General features: G+C 69.6%; 17 protein-coding genes. 9 read left to right on the forward strand and 8 right to left on the reverse strand.

What is annotated here, in order from left to right:
- Positions 1–63: 63 nt before the first annotated feature.
- From ACIBEF_RS11735 to ACIBEF_RS11750, 4 genes are all read left to right on the forward strand, one after another.
- Positions 64–498 carry a hypothetical protein gene (locus ACIBEF_RS11735; RefSeq protein WP_396793326.1) on the forward strand — a complete coding sequence of 145 codons (435 nt, stop codon included), beginning with the start codon at positions 64–66 and terminating at the stop codon, positions 496–498.
- Complete coding sequence (locus tag ACIBEF_RS11740; protein ID WP_396793328.1) at positions 495–1,073, forward strand: TlpA family protein disulfide reductase; 579 nt, start codon at positions 495–497, stop codon at positions 1,071–1,073. Before ACIBEF_RS11735 ends, ACIBEF_RS11740 begins: the two co-directional genes overlap by 4 nt.
- A 204-nt stretch (positions 1,074–1,277) precedes the next feature.
- Positions 1,278–3,173 (forward strand): CocE/NonD family hydrolase, encoded by a 1,896-nt coding sequence (locus tag ACIBEF_RS11745; RefSeq protein ID WP_396793330.1) that lies wholly within the window; start codon positions 1,278–1,280, stop codon positions 3,171–3,173.
- Positions 3,174–3,350: 177 nt separating this feature from the next.
- A complete protein-coding gene (locus ACIBEF_RS11750; protein ID WP_396793332.1) occupies positions 3,351–3,743 on the forward strand; it encodes a nuclear transport factor 2 family protein in 393 nt (130 codons plus the stop codon).
- Between the two features lie 131 nt (positions 3,744–3,874).
- On the opposite strand, the gene ACIBEF_RS11755 is transcribed toward ACIBEF_RS11750, so the two are convergent.
- From ACIBEF_RS11755 to ACIBEF_RS11765, 3 genes are all read right to left on the reverse strand, one after another.
- Entirely contained in the window at positions 3,875–4,960 is a 1,086-nt protein-coding gene (locus ACIBEF_RS11755; RefSeq protein ID WP_396793334.1) for a hypothetical protein, read from the reverse strand.
- Between the two features lie 205 nt (positions 4,961–5,165).
- Positions 5,166–5,723 (reverse strand): hypothetical protein, encoded by a 558-nt coding sequence (locus ACIBEF_RS11760; RefSeq protein WP_396793335.1) that lies wholly within the window; start codon positions 5,721–5,723, stop codon positions 5,166–5,168.
- The gene (locus ACIBEF_RS11765; RefSeq protein WP_396793337.1) at positions 5,636–7,372 is read right to left on the reverse strand and encodes a hypothetical protein; all 1,737 of its coding nucleotides are present in this window, start codon (positions 7,370–7,372) and stop codon (positions 5,636–5,638) included. The genes ACIBEF_RS11760 and ACIBEF_RS11765 overlap by 88 nt, the downstream gene beginning before the upstream one ends.
- 236 nt (positions 7,373–7,608) lie before the next feature.
- Here ACIBEF_RS11765 and ACIBEF_RS11770 point away from each other — a divergent pair, with 236 nt between their 5' ends.
- Positions 7,609–8,811: a low temperature requirement protein A gene (locus ACIBEF_RS11770; RefSeq protein ID WP_396793339.1), complete on the forward strand. Its 1,203-nt coding sequence runs from the start codon at positions 7,609–7,611 to the stop codon at positions 8,809–8,811.
- 326 nt (positions 8,812–9,137) lie between these two features.
- Here ACIBEF_RS11770 and ACIBEF_RS11775 read toward each other — a convergent pair whose 3' ends face one another.
- Genes ACIBEF_RS11775 through ACIBEF_RS11785 form a run of 3 tightly spaced genes read right to left on the reverse strand, consistent with a single transcriptional unit; the run spans position 9,138 to position 11,442 of the window.
- Positions 9,138–9,818 carry a GPP34 family phosphoprotein gene (locus ACIBEF_RS11775; RefSeq protein WP_396793341.1) on the reverse strand — a complete coding sequence of 227 codons (681 nt, stop codon included), beginning with the start codon at positions 9,816–9,818 and terminating at the stop codon, positions 9,138–9,140.
- Positions 9,815–10,534 (reverse strand): ABC transporter permease, encoded by a 720-nt coding sequence (locus tag ACIBEF_RS11780; RefSeq protein WP_396793343.1) that lies wholly within the window; start codon positions 10,532–10,534, stop codon positions 9,815–9,817. Before ACIBEF_RS11780 ends, ACIBEF_RS11775 begins: the two co-directional genes overlap by 4 nt.
- A 26-nt stretch (positions 10,535–10,560) precedes the next feature.
- Positions 10,561–11,442 carry an ABC transporter ATP-binding protein gene (locus ACIBEF_RS11785; RefSeq protein ID WP_396793345.1) on the reverse strand — a complete coding sequence of 294 codons (882 nt, stop codon included), beginning with the start codon at positions 11,440–11,442 and terminating at the stop codon, positions 10,561–10,563.
- Between the two features lie 107 nt (positions 11,443–11,549).
- Here ACIBEF_RS11785 and ACIBEF_RS11790 point away from each other — a divergent pair, with 107 nt between their 5' ends.
- From ACIBEF_RS11790 to ACIBEF_RS11805, 4 genes are all read left to right on the forward strand, one after another.
- Entirely contained in the window at positions 11,550–12,704 is a 1,155-nt protein-coding gene (locus ACIBEF_RS11790) for a sensor histidine kinase (protein ID WP_396793347.1), read from the forward strand.
- Positions 12,701–13,303 carry a response regulator gene (locus ACIBEF_RS11795; RefSeq protein ID WP_396793349.1) on the forward strand — a complete coding sequence of 201 codons (603 nt, stop codon included), beginning with the start codon at positions 12,701–12,703 and terminating at the stop codon, positions 13,301–13,303. Before ACIBEF_RS11790 ends, ACIBEF_RS11795 begins: the two co-directional genes overlap by 4 nt.
- A gap of 274 nt (positions 13,304–13,577) precedes the next feature.
- Positions 13,578–14,414 carry a CPBP family intramembrane glutamic endopeptidase gene (locus ACIBEF_RS11800; RefSeq protein ID WP_396793351.1) on the forward strand — a complete coding sequence of 279 codons (837 nt, stop codon included), beginning with the start codon at positions 13,578–13,580 and terminating at the stop codon, positions 14,412–14,414.
- A 275-nt stretch (positions 14,415–14,689) separates the two neighbouring features.
- A complete protein-coding gene (locus ACIBEF_RS11805; RefSeq protein WP_396793353.1) occupies positions 14,690–15,040 on the forward strand; it encodes a hypothetical protein in 351 nt (116 codons plus the stop codon).
- 185 nt (positions 15,041–15,225) lie between these two features.
- Here the strand turns inward: ACIBEF_RS11805 and ACIBEF_RS11810 are convergent, their stop codons facing one another.
- Both ACIBEF_RS11810 and ACIBEF_RS11815 read right to left on the reverse strand, forming a co-directional pair.
- Positions 15,226–16,134: a GNAT family N-acetyltransferase gene (locus tag ACIBEF_RS11810; RefSeq protein ID WP_396793355.1), complete on the reverse strand. Its 909-nt coding sequence runs from the start codon at positions 16,132–16,134 to the stop codon at positions 15,226–15,228.
- A 366-nt stretch (positions 16,135–16,500) separates the two neighbouring features.
- On the reverse strand, positions 16,501–17,832 hold the full coding sequence (locus tag ACIBEF_RS11815; protein ID WP_396793357.1) for a ricin-type beta-trefoil lectin domain protein: 1,332 nt from the start codon (positions 17,830–17,832) through the stop codon (positions 16,501–16,503).
- Between the last annotated feature and the right edge of the window lie 107 nt (positions 17,833–17,939).

The raw sequence follows: 17,939 nt of genomic DNA on the forward strand, positions 1-17,939 counted from the left end.
TTCCTGCCGGGTCCGCGGCGGCCTGCCGCCGCGGACCCGGCAGGCGGACGGAAGGAGGATGACGTGCGGCGAAGCACCATGGCTCTGCTGCCCCTGCTGCTGGTCGGCGCGACCGGCTGCGGTGCCGTCGGCGCTGCCGAGGAGGCGGTCTCCCCGACGACCGTCCGGGTCCTTGTTCGCGACATCAACATCCGGGCCGCGGGCGTGGACTGCGCCGGTACCGGTCCCTACCAGCACTTCCACAACCGGGCATCGTTCCGCGTGCTCGACCCCGACGGAGCGGCACTGGCCAGCGGGCGGCTGCCGGCGGGGACCGCTGTGGCGGCCTTCACCGAGGACCTGGGGGTCGAGCGTTTGCCCACCTACTGCGAGTTCGCCGTCGACGTGCGCGTGCCGCAGCGGGACTCGTACCGGCTGGAGGTGGACGGCCGGCCGGCGCTCGACCTGACGCCGGACAGCAGCGAGGGCCCGGCGCTGGTGGCGGTGGTCCCCTCATGAGGCGGGCACTCCTGCCGCTGTTGCTCGCGGCGGCGCTGCTGGGCGGGTGCAGCACGCCCGATCCCGAGCCCGCGCCGACGCCCGCCGGCGGCGCGACGGCGCTGCCCGGCCCGGTCCCCGCCGACCTGGCGCTGCGCCCGGTGCCCGGCACCGCCCCGGCCGCCCCGGCATTCACCGGCGCGCTGACCGACGGCACACCGTTCGCCGCCGCCGAGCTGTGGGCGCAGCGTCCCGTCGTGCTCACCTTCTTCAGCTCCTGGTGCACCACCTGCGCCAGCAACCAGGCCGCCCTCAGTGACCTGGCCCGCAGCTACCGGGACCGGGTGGTCTTCGTCGGCGTGGCCGGCGCGGACCAGGCCGACGAGGTCCAGGACTACCTCCGCGCTCACCGGGTGGAGTACCCGATCGTCGTGGACGACCAGCAGACGATCTGGCGTTCGTACGCGGTGCGGGAGCCGCCGGCCGTCGTGCTGGTGGCCAAGGGCGGCGCCCTGCTCCGCGGCTGGCCGGGCGGCGTGGACGCCCCCACACTCGACCGACGGCTGCGGGAGCTGGTGCTGGCCGACCAGCCGTAGTCCCGCCCCACAGCACCTCGGTGCGGCGCCGACCCGGCACCGGTCGGCGCCGCACGGAGGCACCTCCGTACCCGAGCACGGGTGCCTTTCGACGAGGGCCGCGCCCCGTCGAACCACGCCCGGTGAAGTTCCTACACGTGCAGGTGGTGGCACAGGGCCGTCGGCTCGTAGCGTACGCAGCCTCGGACACATCAAGGAGATTGCATGCCTACAGTGGGAACGCGTTGGCGCACAGGCGTGGCCGTACTGTCCGCGACTGTGCTCGCCGCCCTCGGCGCGGCGCCGCAGGCGCAGGCGGCGGACGGCCCGCCGTCGATCGTCGTCCAGGACGGCGTCACCCAGCCGGTGTTCGGCTACGCCGACGCCATTCGGGAACGGCTGTTCATCGACTCCACCTTCGACAGCGACAACGACGGTCTGCGCGACATCATCGCGTTCGACCTGATGCGGCCGGCGGCCACCGCGCAGGGGCTCAAGGCCCCCGTGGTGATGGACGCCAGCCCCTACTACTCGACGGTCTGCCGAGGCAACGAGTCCGAGTGCAAGGCGGACCTCGACGGCGACGGGCTGCTCGACAAGTGGCCGCTGTTCTACGACAACTACTTCGTGCCGCGCGGCTACGCGGTCATCCTGCTGGACATGGTCGGCACCAACAACTCCACCGGATGCCCGACCACCAACGCCAACCAGGACAACCTCAGCGCCAAGCAGGCCATCAACTGGCTCAACGGCCGGGCCACCGCCCGCAACGCCGCCGGTGAGATAGTCAAGGCCGACTGGCACAACGGCAGGACCGGGATGATCGGCAAGTCGTACGACGGCTCGCTGGCCATGGCCACGGCGGTGACCGGCGTCAAGGGCCTGACCACTGTCGTGCCGATCAGCGGACCGACCGAGTACTACGACTACGTGCGCAGCAACGGCGTGGTCACCCGTGGCAACAGCTACGTGTCGTCGCTGGCCAACACGGTCACCAACCCCGAGCGGCGGGACTACTGCAAGCCGGTGCGCGACGCGATCGGCGCCGCCGACGGCGACGAGCACGGCGACTACACGGCCTTCTGGAACGAGCGCAGCTACGTCAAGAAGGTCCCCAACGTCACCGCCAGCGTGCTGCTCTACCACGGCCTCAACGACGACAACGTCCGGCCGGACCACTTCAGCAAGTTCTGGTACGCCCTGGCGGAGAACAACGTGCCGCGCAAGCTGTGGCTGTCGCAGGAGGGCCACGTCGACCCGTTCGACTCGCGCCGCGCGGTGTGGGTGTCGACGCTGCACCGGTGGTTCGACTTCTGGCTGCAGAACGTCCCCAACGGCATCATGGACGAGCCGCGGGTGGACCTGGAGCGCTCCGCCGACGTGTGGGAGACCCACGCCGACTGGCCGATCCCCGGCAAGGCCGACACCGAGGTGTTCCTCCAGCCCGCCACCACCGGCGCGGGCGGTCTCGGGCTGGTGCCCACCGCGAAGCCGGCGACCGGGGCGTTCCAGGACAGCCGCACGCAGAGCCAGAACACCATGATCCTCAACCCGGACGTGGTGCAGCCCAACCGGCTGGCCTTCCTCTCCGCGCCACTGACCGCGCCGCTGCACATCTCCGGCACACCCACGGTGCAACTGCGGGCGTCCGCCGACCAGACCGACACCAACCTCGGGGCGATCCTGGTCGACTACGGCACCGACGAGCGGGTCGCGCACCGGGCCTCCGGCGAGGGGATCATCACCCTGACCACTGAGGACTGCTGGGGCCAGAGCAGCCCGACCGACGACGGCTGCTACAAGCAGACGGCGAAGCGGGTGGCCACCGCCGACTACGAGCTGGTCACCAAGGGCATCATGGACGCCCAGAACCGGCAGTCGATCCGCGTCGCCGTGCCACTGGTGCCGGGGGAGTCGTACAACTTCAGCTTCCCGCTGCTGCCCGAGGACTACGTCTTCAAGCCCGGCCACCGGATCGGCGTGATCATCGTGGCCAGCTACCCGCAGTACTCCAGCCAGGCGGACACCACCGCCGCGAACCTGCAGGTCGCTCTGAAGAGCAGCAACATCGTCCTCCCTGTGGTCGGCGGTACCGCCGCCGCGCACGCCGCCGGCCTTTGAGCGGCTGATCGACGGGCCGCCTCGCGCGGCTCGTCACCGGGGCGGCCCGGCGATCAACCCTTCGCGGAGGGCCGACGATCGCCGGGCCGTCATGCTGCCGACACCAGGCTGCCTCGCGGTGCAGGCTCGACGAGTACGGGGCACGCGGCTGCCGGGAAGACCCCGTACGCTGGCGAGGTGATCGACTTCCGCGCGGCAGTTGAAGCACGCGATCCCGATGCCATCACGGCGGCCCTTGCCGACGACGTGGTCTTCCGCAGTCCGGTGGCGTTCAAGCCCTACCCGGGAAAGGCCATCACCGCGGCGATCCTGCGCGGCGTGCTGCGGGTCTTCGAGGACTTCCGGTACACCCGTGAGCTCAGCGGTGACGGAGGTCGCGATCACGCGCTGGTGTTCGAGGCGAGGATCGGCGACGTCGCCGTCGAAGGGTGCGATTTCCTGCACCTGGACGAGACCGGTCTGATCGACGAGTTCACGGTCATGGTTCGCCCACTGTCCGCCGCGCAGACTCTGGCCGCCGCGATGGCCGCCGAGTTCGAGCAGATCCAGCGGGAGGCGACCGCCGGCTAGCTCGGCCGCAGCCGGTCGCTCGTCGGACGCTCCCGTCTGGTCCACACATCCCCGGTCGATGATCCATCACGAGCGCCGGGCCACGACCGCGCCGGCAGCAACGGGAGTGCCACCGCCGGCGCGGCCCGGCGTCAGAGCCGGGAGGTGAAGGTGGCCAGGAACCTGTGCGGGGTGACCGCGCCGGTGTTGTCGAAGCAGATGACGTCGACGTCGGCGTTGGTGGTGTACGGCCAGGGTTGGGTGAGGTGGCAGTAGGTGCTGCCGGCGCCCTGCGCCACCACCTGTGCGTGCGTCTCCTTGATGCCGATCTGCGGGAAGGTCGCCAGGTAGCGGCCGGAGGGCGCCAGCGGTGCCACGGTGTTCGCGCCGACGCCGAGCACCGAGTTGTCGTTGGTCGGCCCGCCGACGGCGGTACCCAGGTAGCCGAAGTACGAGGGTGGGCCGAGGGAGCCGATCACCGGCCGCCGACGGTGGTACGAGAGGGCGAAGTCGGTGTTGATGAACGCGCCCGCCTGGTCGTAGCAGAAGACGTACACCTGCACGCCGGTGCCGACCGCGCTCCAGGAGTAGACCTTGCAGCGGCGGGGACCGGCGTTCGGCTGCACGGCGGTGACCTGCACGTTGCCGGCGAGCAGATCGGCCAATCCCACCCCGGGCAGCCGCACCAGGTACTGCCCGACGCCCAGCGGCCCGACCGTGTTCACGCCACCGGTGGAGTTGTACGACTGCGCCACCAGCCCGCTGCTCCACTGCACGTACGCATGGGAGGTGCCGGCCGGCAGCACACCCGAGCTGGTCGTCCAGAGCACTGTGAACGGAGTGTCGTCGCGCGTGCCGCCCGGCTTGTGGCACTGCACGTCGACGATCTCGTCGGTGCCGGACTGGAACCAGCGGACCACCTCGCAGTAGTGACCGGTCCGGTTCACCGGGGTCACGTGCGGCACGCCGCGTGAGCTGGCACCGATCTGCGGGAAACGGACCTGGAACCGGCCGGGTGCGAGCTTGATGCCGTCGGCCCAGGCGGCTGGGAAGGCGGTCTTCCAGCTGCCCCACTGCCGGCTGGTGTCCAGCACGGTCCAGGCCGGCACGGTCGGGTCCTTGACGTACGCGAAGCCCCAGCGGTCGGCGGTGGCCGCCGCGGCCGGTGTGGGCGGTGCGAGTGCACCGGCGGCCAGGACGGCGGCCAGTGCCGTGGTGACGAACGATCGGAGACGCATCTGTTCCTCCAGTCGACGGGACGGGAACATGTCGGAGAGGAGTGTGCGCGTGGTGATCTGATGGTCACAGTCGGCTACATTGTGCGCCGGTGTCGGCTGTCCGCTATTCGTGGCCCGACTTCTGCGCAGTGCAGGCAAGACCTCAGGCAGCCCCGGACGGCGGGCCCGCAGAACGACGTGGAGCAGCCGGCGCGCGACCGCCTGCTCAGCGGAGCTGGTCGGCCAGGTGACGCACCGCGTCGGTGAACGCCTTCTCTGATTCGCAGGGCCGGTGTCCCTTGATCGGTGGCGGGAAGATGTCGCCGGCCGGAGGTGTGACGGCGTACGGGTCGCGAAGCCGTCGGTCCACCGTCGCCTCCCGGCCGTACGCCGCTGGGGCCTTGCCGGGGCCCTGCGGCACGAAGACGCGACCCCCGATGGGGTCGGTGTCCCGCCACAGATTCACCCACCGCCAGTCCACCCGGTCGGCGATCTCGTGGATCACCTCGTCGCTGACGTACGCGGGAAAGAGGCGGGCGTACAACCGTCGGAGGGGCGAACCGTGGGTCAGCAGCCCAACCCGGTCGGTGACCCGCGGCGGCAGTTGGACCGTCGCGGCGAGCAGGACGGAGCCGTGGCTGTGCCCGGTGAGCACCACCGCGTTGCCGGAGTCGACGAGGTGGGTGATCCGGCAGGTCAGTTCGGGAACGGCACGTTCGGCGTAGCACGGTGGCGCGAACGGGTGCGGGGATCTGGGCCAGAACGTGCCCAGGTCCCACAGCACGCCGACGTAACGGCGGAACCCGGGGTGCGGTGGGCGAAGATTCCACCGAGGACCAGGCCGACGATGAGAGCGGCGATCAGATAGCTGCCGACACCGATGCTGAAGTTGACGAAGCTGACCGGCAACCCGACGTAGCGCTGGAGCAGTTCGCCGGGAGGCGTCGGCAGCAGGCCGAGCGCGACCGCTGCTATACCGCTCCCGGCGAGGCAGGCGTAGAGCACCGCGAGCGGCAACAGCCGCTCGGTGAACCGGGCGCGGGCCACGGTCTTGCGCACCTGCCGCAGTCGCGGAGTGGCATCGGCCGGCACGGCCGGGAAGTCACGAGCAACGATTGCCGACGCGGCCCGGATCCGTCCCGGTCGTGACGCCACCGACACCACGGCGGTGACGGCCAGCGTCACCAGCACCGCCAGCGAAAAGCCGAGAATCGCCCAGACGCAGGCACGCGGTGGGCTGGTGATCAACGCCTCGGCGGTGGGCGCGCCCCTGTTCAGAACGTCGGACACCCGATAGACCAGCTCAGCGGAGAACGTGATCGCCAGACTGATCGCGGCTACGGAGGTCGCCAGGGCACCGAACCCCAGGGTGGGCGCGACCTCCGGGCCTCGACCCCGATGCCAGAACAGCACCACCCCCAGGGCGGCAAGCAGCACTGCCTGTCCGATGAACAACCCGACGACGGTCAGGTTGTAGCCGGGCAGCCCGTTGCGCTCCGGCCAGGATGCCGAGCTGGTCAGAAGGAGGATCCAGACCAGCACGGTCAGACCGAGGGCGATCGTGCGGAGCGCCCTGACCAACCGGTCGAGCCGCAACTCCGTGGGCGTGGTCAGGGGTGGGGTGCAGAGCAGAACCGCGCATGTGATCAACAGAAGTCCGGCGGCTGCCGACAGCGCGACGGTGCCGACCGACAGACCCTGTGCGGACCGGGCCCCGAGCAGGCTGAGGTCCAGCGCGGCAAACGCCGCCGCGACGTGAATCGAGCGCAGTCGTGCCACCAGTGGCTCATTGTCCCACCGGCCGACGGCGGTGAGCCTATCCGCCGCACGAGGCTGGTCGGCCGCGCGGAAGACGTCAGAGGGAAGTGCCGGGCGGGCGCTGAGCGCCCACACCAGGCTGATGGCCGCAGCGGGTGCCAGTGCGAGCACCGCCAGGCGCAGTCCGGCAGGACGCCCCCCGAGCCAGGAGAGCCAGGTACGTCCGGCCAGGCACTCCGGCGAGGACATGCACTTCCACGCGATCACATCCAGCGCGACCCCCACGATGCTCAGCACGTACATCAAGGTCAGGGTGAGCGCCAACAACCGGCACAGGGCCTTGATCACCGGGTCGCCGCCGGCTCCGGCCGGACGCATCCAGATGGCGAGGTTGATCAGCATGAAGGGCAGCAGGATCACCATCGACAACGTTCGCACGGCGTTGCCAGCGGGCAGGTTGTTCCAGCGGTAGGCCTCGAGCGTCACCGCGCCCGCATCGCGGTCCTCGTGATCCACCGGTCGCGGCCGGTAGAAACCGCCCCGGTGGTCACCCGCCACCTGCTGCACGTGCGGTCGATCCAGCAGGTCATCCGGGCCGGTGGCGGACACCCCGTGCACCCGCAGTTCCACCAGGCCGTCAGCCCCAGCGCGCCCGCCCCCGTCTCGCTGATCCATCCGGTACCGGCCCCCCGGCGTGTACGAGGCTCACACCGACCCGATCGGGTGATCCGAGGGCGCCCGTGTGGCGCAACGGGCGTACCCCGCGAAGGACGATGCAATCCCGTTTTCGTAGCGCGAGGTCGACATCCGGGCGGGCGTGTTCGCCGGCCATTCTTCGGGTATCGACTCGACGACCGGCCCGGCGTGGTACCAATTACCCGGAAGGCGAAGCCGGCAGGAATGGGCGGCCCATGTCGACAAGGGCAGCAGCACTGCTTCGAAAACCGGGGCAACCACAGCGACCGAGCCTTCTGGAACTCTTCTTCGACCTGGTCTTCATCTTTGCGCTCAATCGGGTCTCGCAGCGGCTGGTCGAGGAGCTCACCGAGCAGCGAGTCGTCCTCATCGAGGCTGGCGAGACCCTGCTGTTGCTGCTGGTCTTCATGGTGCTGTGGTTCGTCACGGCGTGGGTCACCGACCTCTACGATCCGCAGCGGCCCCAGCTTCAGGTGCTGGTCTACACCGCCATGCTCGGCGCGCTGGTGATGGCAGTCGCCGTGCCGCACGCGTTCGGTGACAGAAGTCTGGCCTTCGCTGGTGCGTACGTCGCGGTCCACATAATCCGTGGCCTGGTCATCGTGCCGATACTGCGCGGCCACGAAGCTCAGCGCCGAGCGGCTGGAGTGTTCTTCTGGTTCACGTTGTCGGCCGTGCCGTGGATCGCCGGCGCGATCGTGACGGATCTGGCCCGCAGCCTGTTGTGGACGCTCGCCGTCGCCATCGACGGCACGGCACTGCTGCTGTTCTATCCCGCGCCCTGGTCCCGCCCCACCCAACGGCAGTGGCCCGTCCTGGCCGAATACCTCTCTGAGCGTTACCGACAATTCTTCATCATCGCCCTCGGCGAACTTATTCTGACGACCGGATCGGCCTACAGCGACACCTCGTTCCGGCAGGGAGGAGCCGCAGCCGCCTTCGCGGTTTCATTCATCACGACGGTGCTCCTGTTTCGCGTCTACATTTTCAGGGCGGGCCAACTGTTGCCCGAAGCCATCAGAGCCGCCGCCGAGCCCGCGCATCTCATCCGAGAGGCTTTCCTCGCGCACGTACTCATGGTGGCCGGGATCGTCGCTGTTGCCGTCGGGTATGAAATCGTGATCGAACATCCGTTCGGTCACACCAGCGCGGCGTGGATCCTCGTTGTCCTGGGCGGACCGATGCTCTTCCTGATCGGACGTGCCCTGGTGGAGCATGCCGTGTTCGCCCGGGTGTCCCACTCCCGGATCGTCGGCGCTCTGGCGCTTGCCGCCGCCTCGCCGTTCATGATGCTTCTACCGCCGCTGGCCGTGGCCGTCACCGCCGTCGTCGTCCTCGCCGGCATCGCGGCTTCCGACGCCGTCCTCGCCAGGGGGAAACCGCCCGAAGGGCCGCACCCGCCCAATCCCAGGAAGTGAGACGAACCGGACATCGTCCGGCTGTCTGCTCATGACCCTGTGGCGTCCGCTCGCTGTTCACCCCCGGGGCACTCTTCGGGCGGGGCGTAGGCACGAATGGTGCCGTTGTGCCGAGCGACCCTGCCGTCAGCGGTGAGGGGTACGAGGCGTTTACAGACGGGGCACCGTCCCCGTTGGTGCTGCGAGCGCTGCGTCACAGTGCCTCCCCAGGTAGGTCGTGCGCTCATCCGCCGAGCCATGCCGCCCATCGTTGCCGATCGAGGCTCGGAAGCGCGCTGATCAGGGGGCCGCCAGCCACCCTCGGGCGGCATGGTGCGCAGGCAGCGCTAACTTCGCGGCAGCACGGTGATGGCCGCGACGGCGCTGTTGACGACGGTGGCCGTCACGGTGCGGGTCACGGCCGCCGCGGCGGCGTCGGCGCCCCAGTCGCCACGCTCGAGTTCCTTGGCCCGCGTGATGACCGGTGACGTCCACGGGATCTCGCGGTGGAACTGCGGGAGCGTCCCGCTCGCCGAGAGCAGCGCCGCGAGCGCGGCGACACGGGCCTGCGGCTGCGCACCGTCCACGAGGACCTGCCGGACGTCGGCGAGCAGGCGGGCCCGTCGTTCGGTTCTGCCCTCCCGTAGGGCTGTCGTCCGGAACAGGCCGAGCACCTTACGGGGCTCCTGGTCGATGTCGCCTCGCGCGATGAGCCGCTCCAACACCGGCTTGCGCAGGGCGGGGCCGACCGCGGCCAGGGCCGTCTGCACCCCTCTCGGTTTCTCGGCGAGGTAGTCCCACGCAGGGCGCAGGAGGTCATCCGATGGTGGGTGGCCCCCCACGCTGCTGACCCGCCCCCGGGCCTCGGTGGTCAGGTGATCGCCGAGGGCGAGGTCCGCGAGGACGGCTCCGCCGAGGACGTAGAAGAGGGTGTTCTCTCCCGCGATGGTTCCGGACCTGGGTTGAAACAGGAGCAGCAGGAGGTCTTCCACCACTGTCGGCGTCCCCGGCCGGGCTTCGGCGGTCATCGGCGGGGCTCCCAGCGGAAGAGCCGGGTGGCCAGGGCGACGGAGACGACGACCCAGCCGAGCGTGGGCGCGAGCAGGAGCAGGGAGTCGGTCACGGCGACGCCGCCGTTCCAGGCGTTCATGGTCAGCTCGGTGGCCGCGCCGCCGGGCAGCAGCCGCTTGAGCCCGGCGAGGTTCTCGGTGCCGGTGATGCCGACCCAACTGGCTACGGCGATCACCCCGAGGGTGACGGGAAGGGTGGTGACCTGGGCGTGTTCGGGTGAGTTCGTCAGCCCGGCGGTGGCCAGCGCCAGGGCGATCATCATGGCCAGGGTGGCGATGGTCGCGACCACGAGAAGGGCGATGTTGGCCGGTGCGCCGGCGACCACGGCGAGGGCGGTCAGGATCGCGGTGACCTGGATCAGGGCGAGGACGACGACGGGCAGCAGGAGGCCGGCGAGGATGGTGGTGTCGGTTGCGGCGGTGGAGCGTAGGCGTTTGAGGAAGAGGTTCTGGCGTCGGGAGGCCAGGGTGGTGACGGCGGTGGTGTAGAGGCCGAAGGCGGTGATGGTGAAGAGGATGATCGCGGCGATGTAGCCGAGGCTGCCGAGGTCGGCGAAGGTGTCGTGTTGGCGGACGAAGTAGGCGCTGACGACGACGGGGATGATGAGGCTGGTGATCAGTACCAGTCGGTTGCGGAAGAGCTGGATCAGTTCGCTGGCGGCGATGGGAAACACGGTGGCGCTCCTGTCGAGACGGCGGGTCAGTTGTTGATGGCGCGGAAGACGTCGTCGAGGCGGGTCGGCCCGGCCTCCAGGCCCTGCAGCTCCACGGCGTGGTCCTGCGCCCACCGGAGCAGGATGTGCAGGTCGTTCTGCAGTTCGAAGGTCTCGACCACGACCTTCCCCTCCACGTCGACGGCGGCCTGCAGCGGCAGCGCCGGTGTCGGTGCGGGGAGGGTGAAGCGGATGACGGCGGGCAGGGTGCGGGTCAGTTCGGCGACGGTGCCTTCGCGGTGCAGGGTGCCGTGGTGCATCAGTCCGATGCGGTCGGCGCGCTGTTGTGCTTCTTCCAAATAGTGGGTGGTGAGCACGATGGTGGCGCCGTTTTCGCGGAGCCGGTCGACGGTTGCCCAGACGGCGTCGCGGGATTGAATGTCCAGGCCGGTGGTGGGTTCATCGAGGACGATCAGTTCCGGGGTGCCGTAGACGGCGGTGGCGAAGTCGAGGCGGCGTTTCTCGCCGCCGGAGAGCTGGGCTACTTTGCGGCGGGCTCGGCTGGTGAGGTCGACGAGGTCGAGTACCCGGTCGACGTCGTCGGTGCGTGCGGTGAGTCGGCCGATCAGGCCGACGGACTCCCGAACGGTGAGGTCGGGGGAGAATCCGCTCTCCTGGAGCATGACGCCCATTCGGGGACGTACCGTCTGGCGGTCGTCGGGGCGGTGCCCGAAGACACGTACGGTGCCGGAGGTGGACCTGCGGTGTCCCTCGATGACCTCCAGGGTCGAGGTCTTCCCGGCTCCGTTGGTGCCCAGCAGCGCGTAGAGCTCTCCAGGTCGTACCTCGAAGGAAAGGTCCCTGACGGCGTGGAAATCACCGTAGGTGAGGTTCAGCCGGTCAACTTCGATGACAGGTGTGGTGGACATGCACCTATGACAGCGCGGGCGCAGCCGATCTGTCAGTGGCGCCATGTCATCACCGCAAGTGACGTGGTGTCACTGGTCCCGGCCGCTGGCTGCCGGATACTGACCTGGTGACCGCGAGCTCGCCGCGCTTCACCCAGTCGACGCAGGGCAGGCTGCGCCGGCTCAACCTCGCGACCTCACTGCCGCCGGTGGTGTTCGCCGCGGTGATCCTGCTCTACACCGATGCGCGCGCCTGGTGGCACGTTGTCGTCCTGGCACCCGGTGCCGTGGCGGCCGTGGTGGCCTTCGAACGGTGGACGGCAAACGACCTCGCCCGGGTCGCGCTGCCCTGCTTGGTCGTGGCGGCGGCGGTCTGGCCGCTCGGGGTCCTGGTGACCGGCAGCCCCAACGCCTACTGGGGTGTCTGCGCCGTGGGTTCGCTGTCCCTGCGCGAGGTGCGACGGCACCGGGCTCTGACAATGGCCGGGCTGTTCGCCTACGTCGCCGTCGTCGGCGTGGCACGGCTGCTGGTGCAGCGGGACGACATCGTGGGCGTCCTGGTCACCTACGTTCTCATCCCGACCGCTCTCACCGTCCTCGTGACGGTCTTCACCGTCGTGGGCGAGCGGTTCTACGACCTCATCCGGGAGCTCGAACAGACGCGGGAACGCGAGGCGGAACTGGCGGTGGTCCGGGAGCGGGTGCGGTTCGCCAGCGACCTGCACGACATCCAGGGCCACACCCTGCACGTGGTCAAGCTGAAGATCGCCCTGGCCCAGCGGCTGCTGCTGCGCGACACCGATCGGGCGGAGAAGGAGCTGCGGGAGACGTACACGCTGGTCAGCGAGACCATCGCGCAGACCAAGGAACTCGCCTACGCCCAGCGGCGGCTCAACCTCACCGCGGAGATCGAGAACGCGAAGAACCTGTTCGAGGCCGCCGGCATCCGGGTCCGAGTGACCCGGGAGGCCGAGGTCGATGCCCGCGCCAGCGAACTGCTCGGGCAGGTGCTGCGGGAGACGACCACGAACATCCTGCGGCACGCGCAGGCCACCCAGGTGCAGATCACGCTCGCCGCGTCGGGCATCACCATCGTCAACGACGGCGTGACCGCCACCTCGCCCCCGCAGCTCAGGGGCCTGGCGGCGCTGAGGCAACGGGTCGCGGACGACGGAGGTGAGCTGTCCGTGGAACAGAAGGACGAGCGGTTCCTGACCGCAGCGACCTTCCCGCCCGTTCGGCCCGACGCGGCCCCGACGGTTGCCGGGAAGGACGACCGATGACCACCATCGTGCTCGCCGACGACGAGGCGCTGCTGCGCACGGCCCTGGCCGCGCTGCTGCCGATGGAGGGCGACATCACCGTTCTCGCCGAGGCGCAGGACGGCCGGACGGCGATCGCGGCCACGCTGCGGCACCAGCCGGACGTGCTGGTCATCGACCTGGAGATGCCGGGCGTGGACGGCCTGGGCGCGGTCGCCGAGATCCGCCGCGAGCGACCGGAGCAGGTGATCCTCATGCTGACCCGGCATGCCCGGCCCGGCGTGCTGCGCAAGGCGCTGAAGCTCGGCGTCCAAGGCTTCGTCAGCAAGTCCGCCGAGCCAGCCCACATCACCTCGGTCATCGCCACTCTGCACGCGGGAAAACGCTGGATCGATCCGGATGTGTCCGTGCTCGCCGTCACCGAGGACTCCCCCCTCACCGAGCGTGAAGCCGACGTCCTGCGGGTCACCGGCGAGGGCTACTCGGTCGCCGACATCGCCGTTCGGCTCCACCTGGCTCCGGGCACCGTCCGCAACTACCTGTCCAACGCGATGCGCAAGACCCAGACCCGGACCCGCCACGAAGCGGCCCGCTACGCCCGCGAACACGACTGGCTGTAGGCGCATCCGCCGTCGCCGACCGTGACCGTGAGGTGCGACTGTCCGTGGAAATGTCACTGTGACGTGGTGACGTGGCGGCACTGACGGCGAGGCGCCATGAGCGCTGCAATGGGATCTCCACACCGACGAGAGGGAGCTCCCGATGAACGGCCCCAGAGCCGCAGAACCCTGGACAGGGCCGAGCCCTTCTGATGCGGCAGGCTCGCGCCTCCAGACGCCGGAGCATTCCGGGCCGGCCGTCGACAGCTCCCGGCCCTTCGGCGCCCACCTTCGGATGAGCTGGTGGAAGCCGCTGGTGGTCATCGGCGTGCCGCCGCTGGCGATGGTGGTGCTACAGGTTCTGCTCTACCAGCTCGTGGGCGTCATCGAGGGCAGCGACGACCCGATGTCAGCCACCCTCACGCCGTTGAAGTTCCTGGCCGTCAACGTCAGCATCGGCACGGCGGGCGCCCTGGCGATCCTGCTCCTGGTCTGGATCGCCAGGGTGCCGTGGCGCAGCCTGATCAGTGCACCCCGAGCCTTCGACGCTCGCCGCCTGACGTACTACCTGGTCGCGGCGGCGTTGCTGGTGGGTGCCGGGATCGGTGTCGTGGCCCTGGTCGCGCCCGACGCCCCGGGCTGGACCGCCTTCGGTGTCACCGGCACGACGATCGGCATGCTGGCGATCGTCGCGCTGAGCACCCCGGTGCAGGCCGTCGGCGAGGAGCTGATGTTCCGAAGTGCGGTGCTGCCCGCCGCCGCGTCCTGGGTGCGTGCGGTTCGCCCCGCCCTGGTCGCCGGGCTCGTCGTGTCCGGCCTGGGCTTCGCCGTGGTTCACGGGTCGGCTGACCCCTGGTTGTTCGGCTACTACACAGTGATCGGGGTCAGCACTGGCCTGATGGCCATCATCAGCCGTGGCATCGAGGCACCGGTTGCCTTCCACGTCGCCAACAACGTCCTGTTCACCACCGTCAACACGGTGATGGCAGACGGCGAGGCCTTCGCGATCGACCGGTCCACCGACTCCGGTGACGCGTCCCTGCTGATCCTCGGCGCCGTCAACGTCGCCATGGTGGTGCTGGTCTGGCGGCGCGAGCGGCGAGCCCGGCCCCGGGCCGTCGGCAGTCGGTAGGACCGCAGGCCGTCGTGGCCAGCGAGCGATTGGAGACGTCCTCGTCTGGCCGGTGTGTGCATCGGTGCTCCCGCACCTCGCTCTCCTGGGGGAGTGGAACCGACCCAGGGAGGGAGGCGTCACACTGTCGGCTTGGCGAGGGTGCTGGTATGCCCGCTTTCAGTAGTCGTCGCTGGGCGTACGGCGCCTTGGCTTGGTTGATCGTTTTTGTGGTGTCCCACGTGATCCTGGTGTTCCTCCCTGGGCACGATCCAACCGGTGACGGACCGTGGGGCATGAGGGCCTACGTGATCTTCAACGTGGTGCTCATCTCGATGTCGGCCCTCGGAGCAGCCGTCGTTCTGGCCACTGTCCGCCCGCCGACGCGACATCGTCCCCGGTGGCTACTTCTGACCCCACTGGTGTTTGGCAGCGTGCTGCTCGTCATCCGGGGTGTGCCAGGAATGGCCGAGAACTTGGTGATGGTCAGCGGTGTCCGTCGCGGTGGTTTCATGGGGGTGGCGGACGTCTCCACCGGCGAGTTCTGGACCGGCATCGCCATCAACACCTACTTCTTCGCCGGAGCGGCGTTGCTGGTCGGGACAACCGTTTCCTACGGCCGACGATCAGCGAAGCCGTCTCGCTGAGGCGTACCGGCGTGAAGCGGCGCGTCGGAGAACTCGTAGAAGGTGTGGTCCGCAGCCGTCATCCTCGCTCCGTCGAGCCGGGCGACGACGAACCTGCCCGCTGCCGGTAACACCGCCGCCAGCTCGACCTGGGCACTACGCGAAACAGACCACTACCTGATCGGTGGACCCCTACCGGCTGCTCATCAGACGATGACCAGGTTGGCCATGTCGACGACCGGCCGGTAGCCGAGGGCGGCGTAGATCTTGTTCGACGTCGGGTTGGCCTGGTCGGTGAACAGGCAGACCCGCGTACCCTCTGCCTGGATTCGGCGGGAGACCTCGGCGACCGCGTTGCTGGCCCAACCGCGCCCCCGTTGGGCCGGCGGTGTGTACACCGGGCCAAGGCGGGCCACCCCGAACGACGGTGGGTTGGCACCGGTGAGGTGCACCGGCTCCCCGGTCTCGTCGAGCCAGAACCACAGCCGTCCGGCGTGGATCCGACGCAGCACCTCCGCGTGGTCGGGCGCTTCGTGCGCGCTGGCACCACGCGGGCGGCCCGCCTGCTCGTCGGCGTCGCCCACGAACGCGGCGAGCCACTCGGTGACCAGTCCCGCGTCGTCCACGGTCGCGGTCACCAAGCTGCCGGGCACCGGTGGCGGTGATGTCAGCTCGCCGAGCTGGTGCAGCCGTGTGTGCTGGTTGACCCGGACTTCGCCCCCGCCGAGCTGGGCCAGCGCGGCGGCGCACAGCTCGACGGCGGGCAGGGCGCCGTTGACCGCGAGGACCTCCTCCCCGCGATCGTGCAACGCGTGGGCGAGCGCAACGGCCGCCTCGTCGGGCATGGGCAGCAGGAACGGCGGATAGGGGGCATACGGCGCCGAGCGCATCCCGGCACCGACCACCGCGCCGGAGTCGTCGGTGACCACGAGCCACCAGTTACGGTCGGGCTGAGCGATACCCTCTGCCCGTTGCGACAACAGCCGGTGCGCGATGGTGGTCACGACCGTGCTGACCACCGGATCGGCGCCCAGGTGGTCACCCGCAACGGCCAGGAACTCGCCCGGATCGCTGAGGAAGCGCAGCCGCAGCCCGGTCCTCGGGACAATGCTCATCCGCGTACGCTAGCCACCGCCCACCGGATCGACACCGGAATTTTGTGCGGGTAGCGCCGGCAGGCTCGGCGACCCACGTGTCAGGCGCCGCCGATCTTCGCAGGTGAGGGCTCCGACCGTCAGCCCCACCCCGCCGTTCAGCGCGCACTACCCGCGAGACGTCGGCGGAGCCACCCCTCGGGCCTGGCCGTCGTCCTCGGCACCGCGCTCGTCGTATCTCGGGCAGGGCGTCGCCGTCCTCTGAGCACGTGATGCGGGCGGACCCGGCGCGACGCCGGGTCCGCCCGTTTCAGGCGTGCTGGATCTCGCCCTGCCGCTGGTCGACCCGCACACCCTCGAACAGGTGCTGCGCGGAGTCAGCCGTGATCAACGTGCGAGGGCGGCGAGCCTGAACTGCTGGTTGGTTTGTCCGTGGCAGTCGTAGAGCTGGATCTGGGCGCCGTTGGCGGTGCTCCAGACGTCCAGGCATCGTCCGGACTGGACGTTGCTGATGGTGCCGTTGGAGTTGACGTTCCACTGCTGGTTGGTCTGGCTGTGGCAGCTGTAGATCTGCACCGCCGCGCCGTTGCCGGTGCCGGCCGAGTCGAGACACATGGTGCCGTACACCTGGAGTTGTTTGCCCGAGGTGTAGGTCCAGGCTTGGTTGGTCTGCTTGTTGCAGTTGTAGAGCTGGACCCGGGTGCCGTTGTTTCGCGAGGCGTTGGGTACGTCGACACACCGGCCGGACTGCGTGCCGACGATCTCACTGGCGGAGCCGGGTGGGACGGTCGGCGGGTCGGTGGGCGTCGGCGGATCGGTCGGGGTCGGCGGATCGGTGGGCGTCGACGGTAGCAACGGGCAGGTGCTGCGGTAGGTGACCACGCCGCTGGAGTCCAGCAGGGGGCAGAGGAACTGGCTGTACCGCGTGTCGTTGTCGAGGAACATCTTGACGAACGGCAGCATGGTTCGGACCATCACCGGGTTCGACCGCCCGACCATGAAGCCATGATCCGCGCCGGCGACCTCCAGGTAGACGCTCTCCGTCGTGGCCGGGAGGCTGTTGTACAGGCCGGTGGCGTAGGACGGGGTGACCACCGTGTCCGCCTGACCGGCGAAGATCATGGTGGGGACCCGGTCGTTGGCCAGGTTCGACGACGGCGAGTACGGCGCGATGCCGACCACTGCCTTCAACGACGGGCGTCGCGTGGCTGCGCTCAGCGCGCCGCCGCCGCCCATCGAGTGACCGGCGACCGCCAACCGGTTGGGGTCGACCCGGTCGCGTACGGGGCTCTGCTGCGTGAGGTAGTCCAGTGCGGCGAGCAACTGGGTGCCTCGGGCCGTGTCGAAGTCGTTGCGGCTGTTGGTCTCGATGCCGATCACGACGAAGCCGTGGGACGCCAGCCACGGCCCCATCCAGGCCAGTTCGGCGGAGAACAACGCCGTGTAACCCGGCGAGATCGCGATTGCTCCGAAGGTTCCCTGGCTGGTGTCGGTCGGGTAGTAGATCCGGCCGCCGTTGAAGCCGTACCCGGTCGGGACGCTGACCGACGTGTTGGCGAAGGGTCCGTTCACGGCGGTGACGCTGGTCCGGGTGGGGTCCGGGCCCCGCTGGTACGGGTTGTCTGCGGCCGACGCCGACCCGGTCGCCAGGGTGATGGTGAGCAACCCGACTGCGGCGGCGATCCCGGCCGCGGCGAGCTTGAACAGTCGGCCCCTCAAGCCGGTCGACACTCGGTCGGCCGTGGTGTTCCCCGTGGGCGGGGAGTGGTCTGCAGGTTCTCGCACTGTTGGTACCTCCTGGCGGTGGGAGAGCGAGGGGCGGGCGG

Origin of the sequence: Micromonospora sp. NPDC050795, from assembly GCF_044456785.1 — a bacterium.
In the GTDB taxonomy this organism is placed as follows: domain Bacteria; phylum Actinomycetota; class Actinomycetes; order Mycobacteriales; family Micromonosporaceae; genus Micromonospora.

Coding starts and splice junctions, on each gene's coding strand:
- ACIBEF_RS11740 (WP_396793328.1), top strand. CDS start 495: ATGAGGCGGGCACTCCTGCCGCTGTTGCTCGCGGCGGCGCTGCTGGGC.
- ACIBEF_RS11745 (WP_396793330.1), top strand. CDS start 1,278: ATGCCTACAGTGGGAACGCGTTGGCGCACAGGCGTGGCCGTACTGTCC.
- ACIBEF_RS11755 (WP_396793334.1), bottom strand. CDS start 4,960: ATGCGTCTCCGATCGTTCGTCACCACGGCACTGGCCGCCGTCCTGGCC.
- ACIBEF_RS11765 (WP_396793337.1), bottom strand. CDS start 7,372: ATGGATCAGCGAGACGGGGGCGGGCGCGCTGGGGCTGACGGCCTGGTG.
- ACIBEF_RS11770 (WP_396793339.1), top strand. CDS start 7,609: ATGTCGACAAGGGCAGCAGCACTGCTTCGAAAACCGGGGCAACCACAG.
- ACIBEF_RS11775 (WP_396793341.1), bottom strand. CDS start 9,818: ATGACCGCCGAAGCCCGGCCGGGGACGCCGACAGTGGTGGAAGACCTC.
- ACIBEF_RS11785 (WP_396793345.1), bottom strand. CDS start 11,442: ATGTCCACCACACCTGTCATCGAAGTTGACCGGCTGAACCTCACCTAC.
- ACIBEF_RS11795 (WP_396793349.1), top strand. CDS start 12,701: ATGACCACCATCGTGCTCGCCGACGACGAGGCGCTGCTGCGCACGGCC.
- ACIBEF_RS11800 (WP_396793351.1), top strand. CDS start 13,578: ATGAGCTGGTGGAAGCCGCTGGTGGTCATCGGCGTGCCGCCGCTGGCG.
- ACIBEF_RS11805 (WP_396793353.1), top strand. CDS start 14,690: ATGAGGGCCTACGTGATCTTCAACGTGGTGCTCATCTCGATGTCGGCC.
- ACIBEF_RS11810 (WP_396793355.1), bottom strand. CDS start 16,134: ATGAGCATTGTCCCGAGGACCGGGCTGCGGCTGCGCTTCCTCAGCGAT.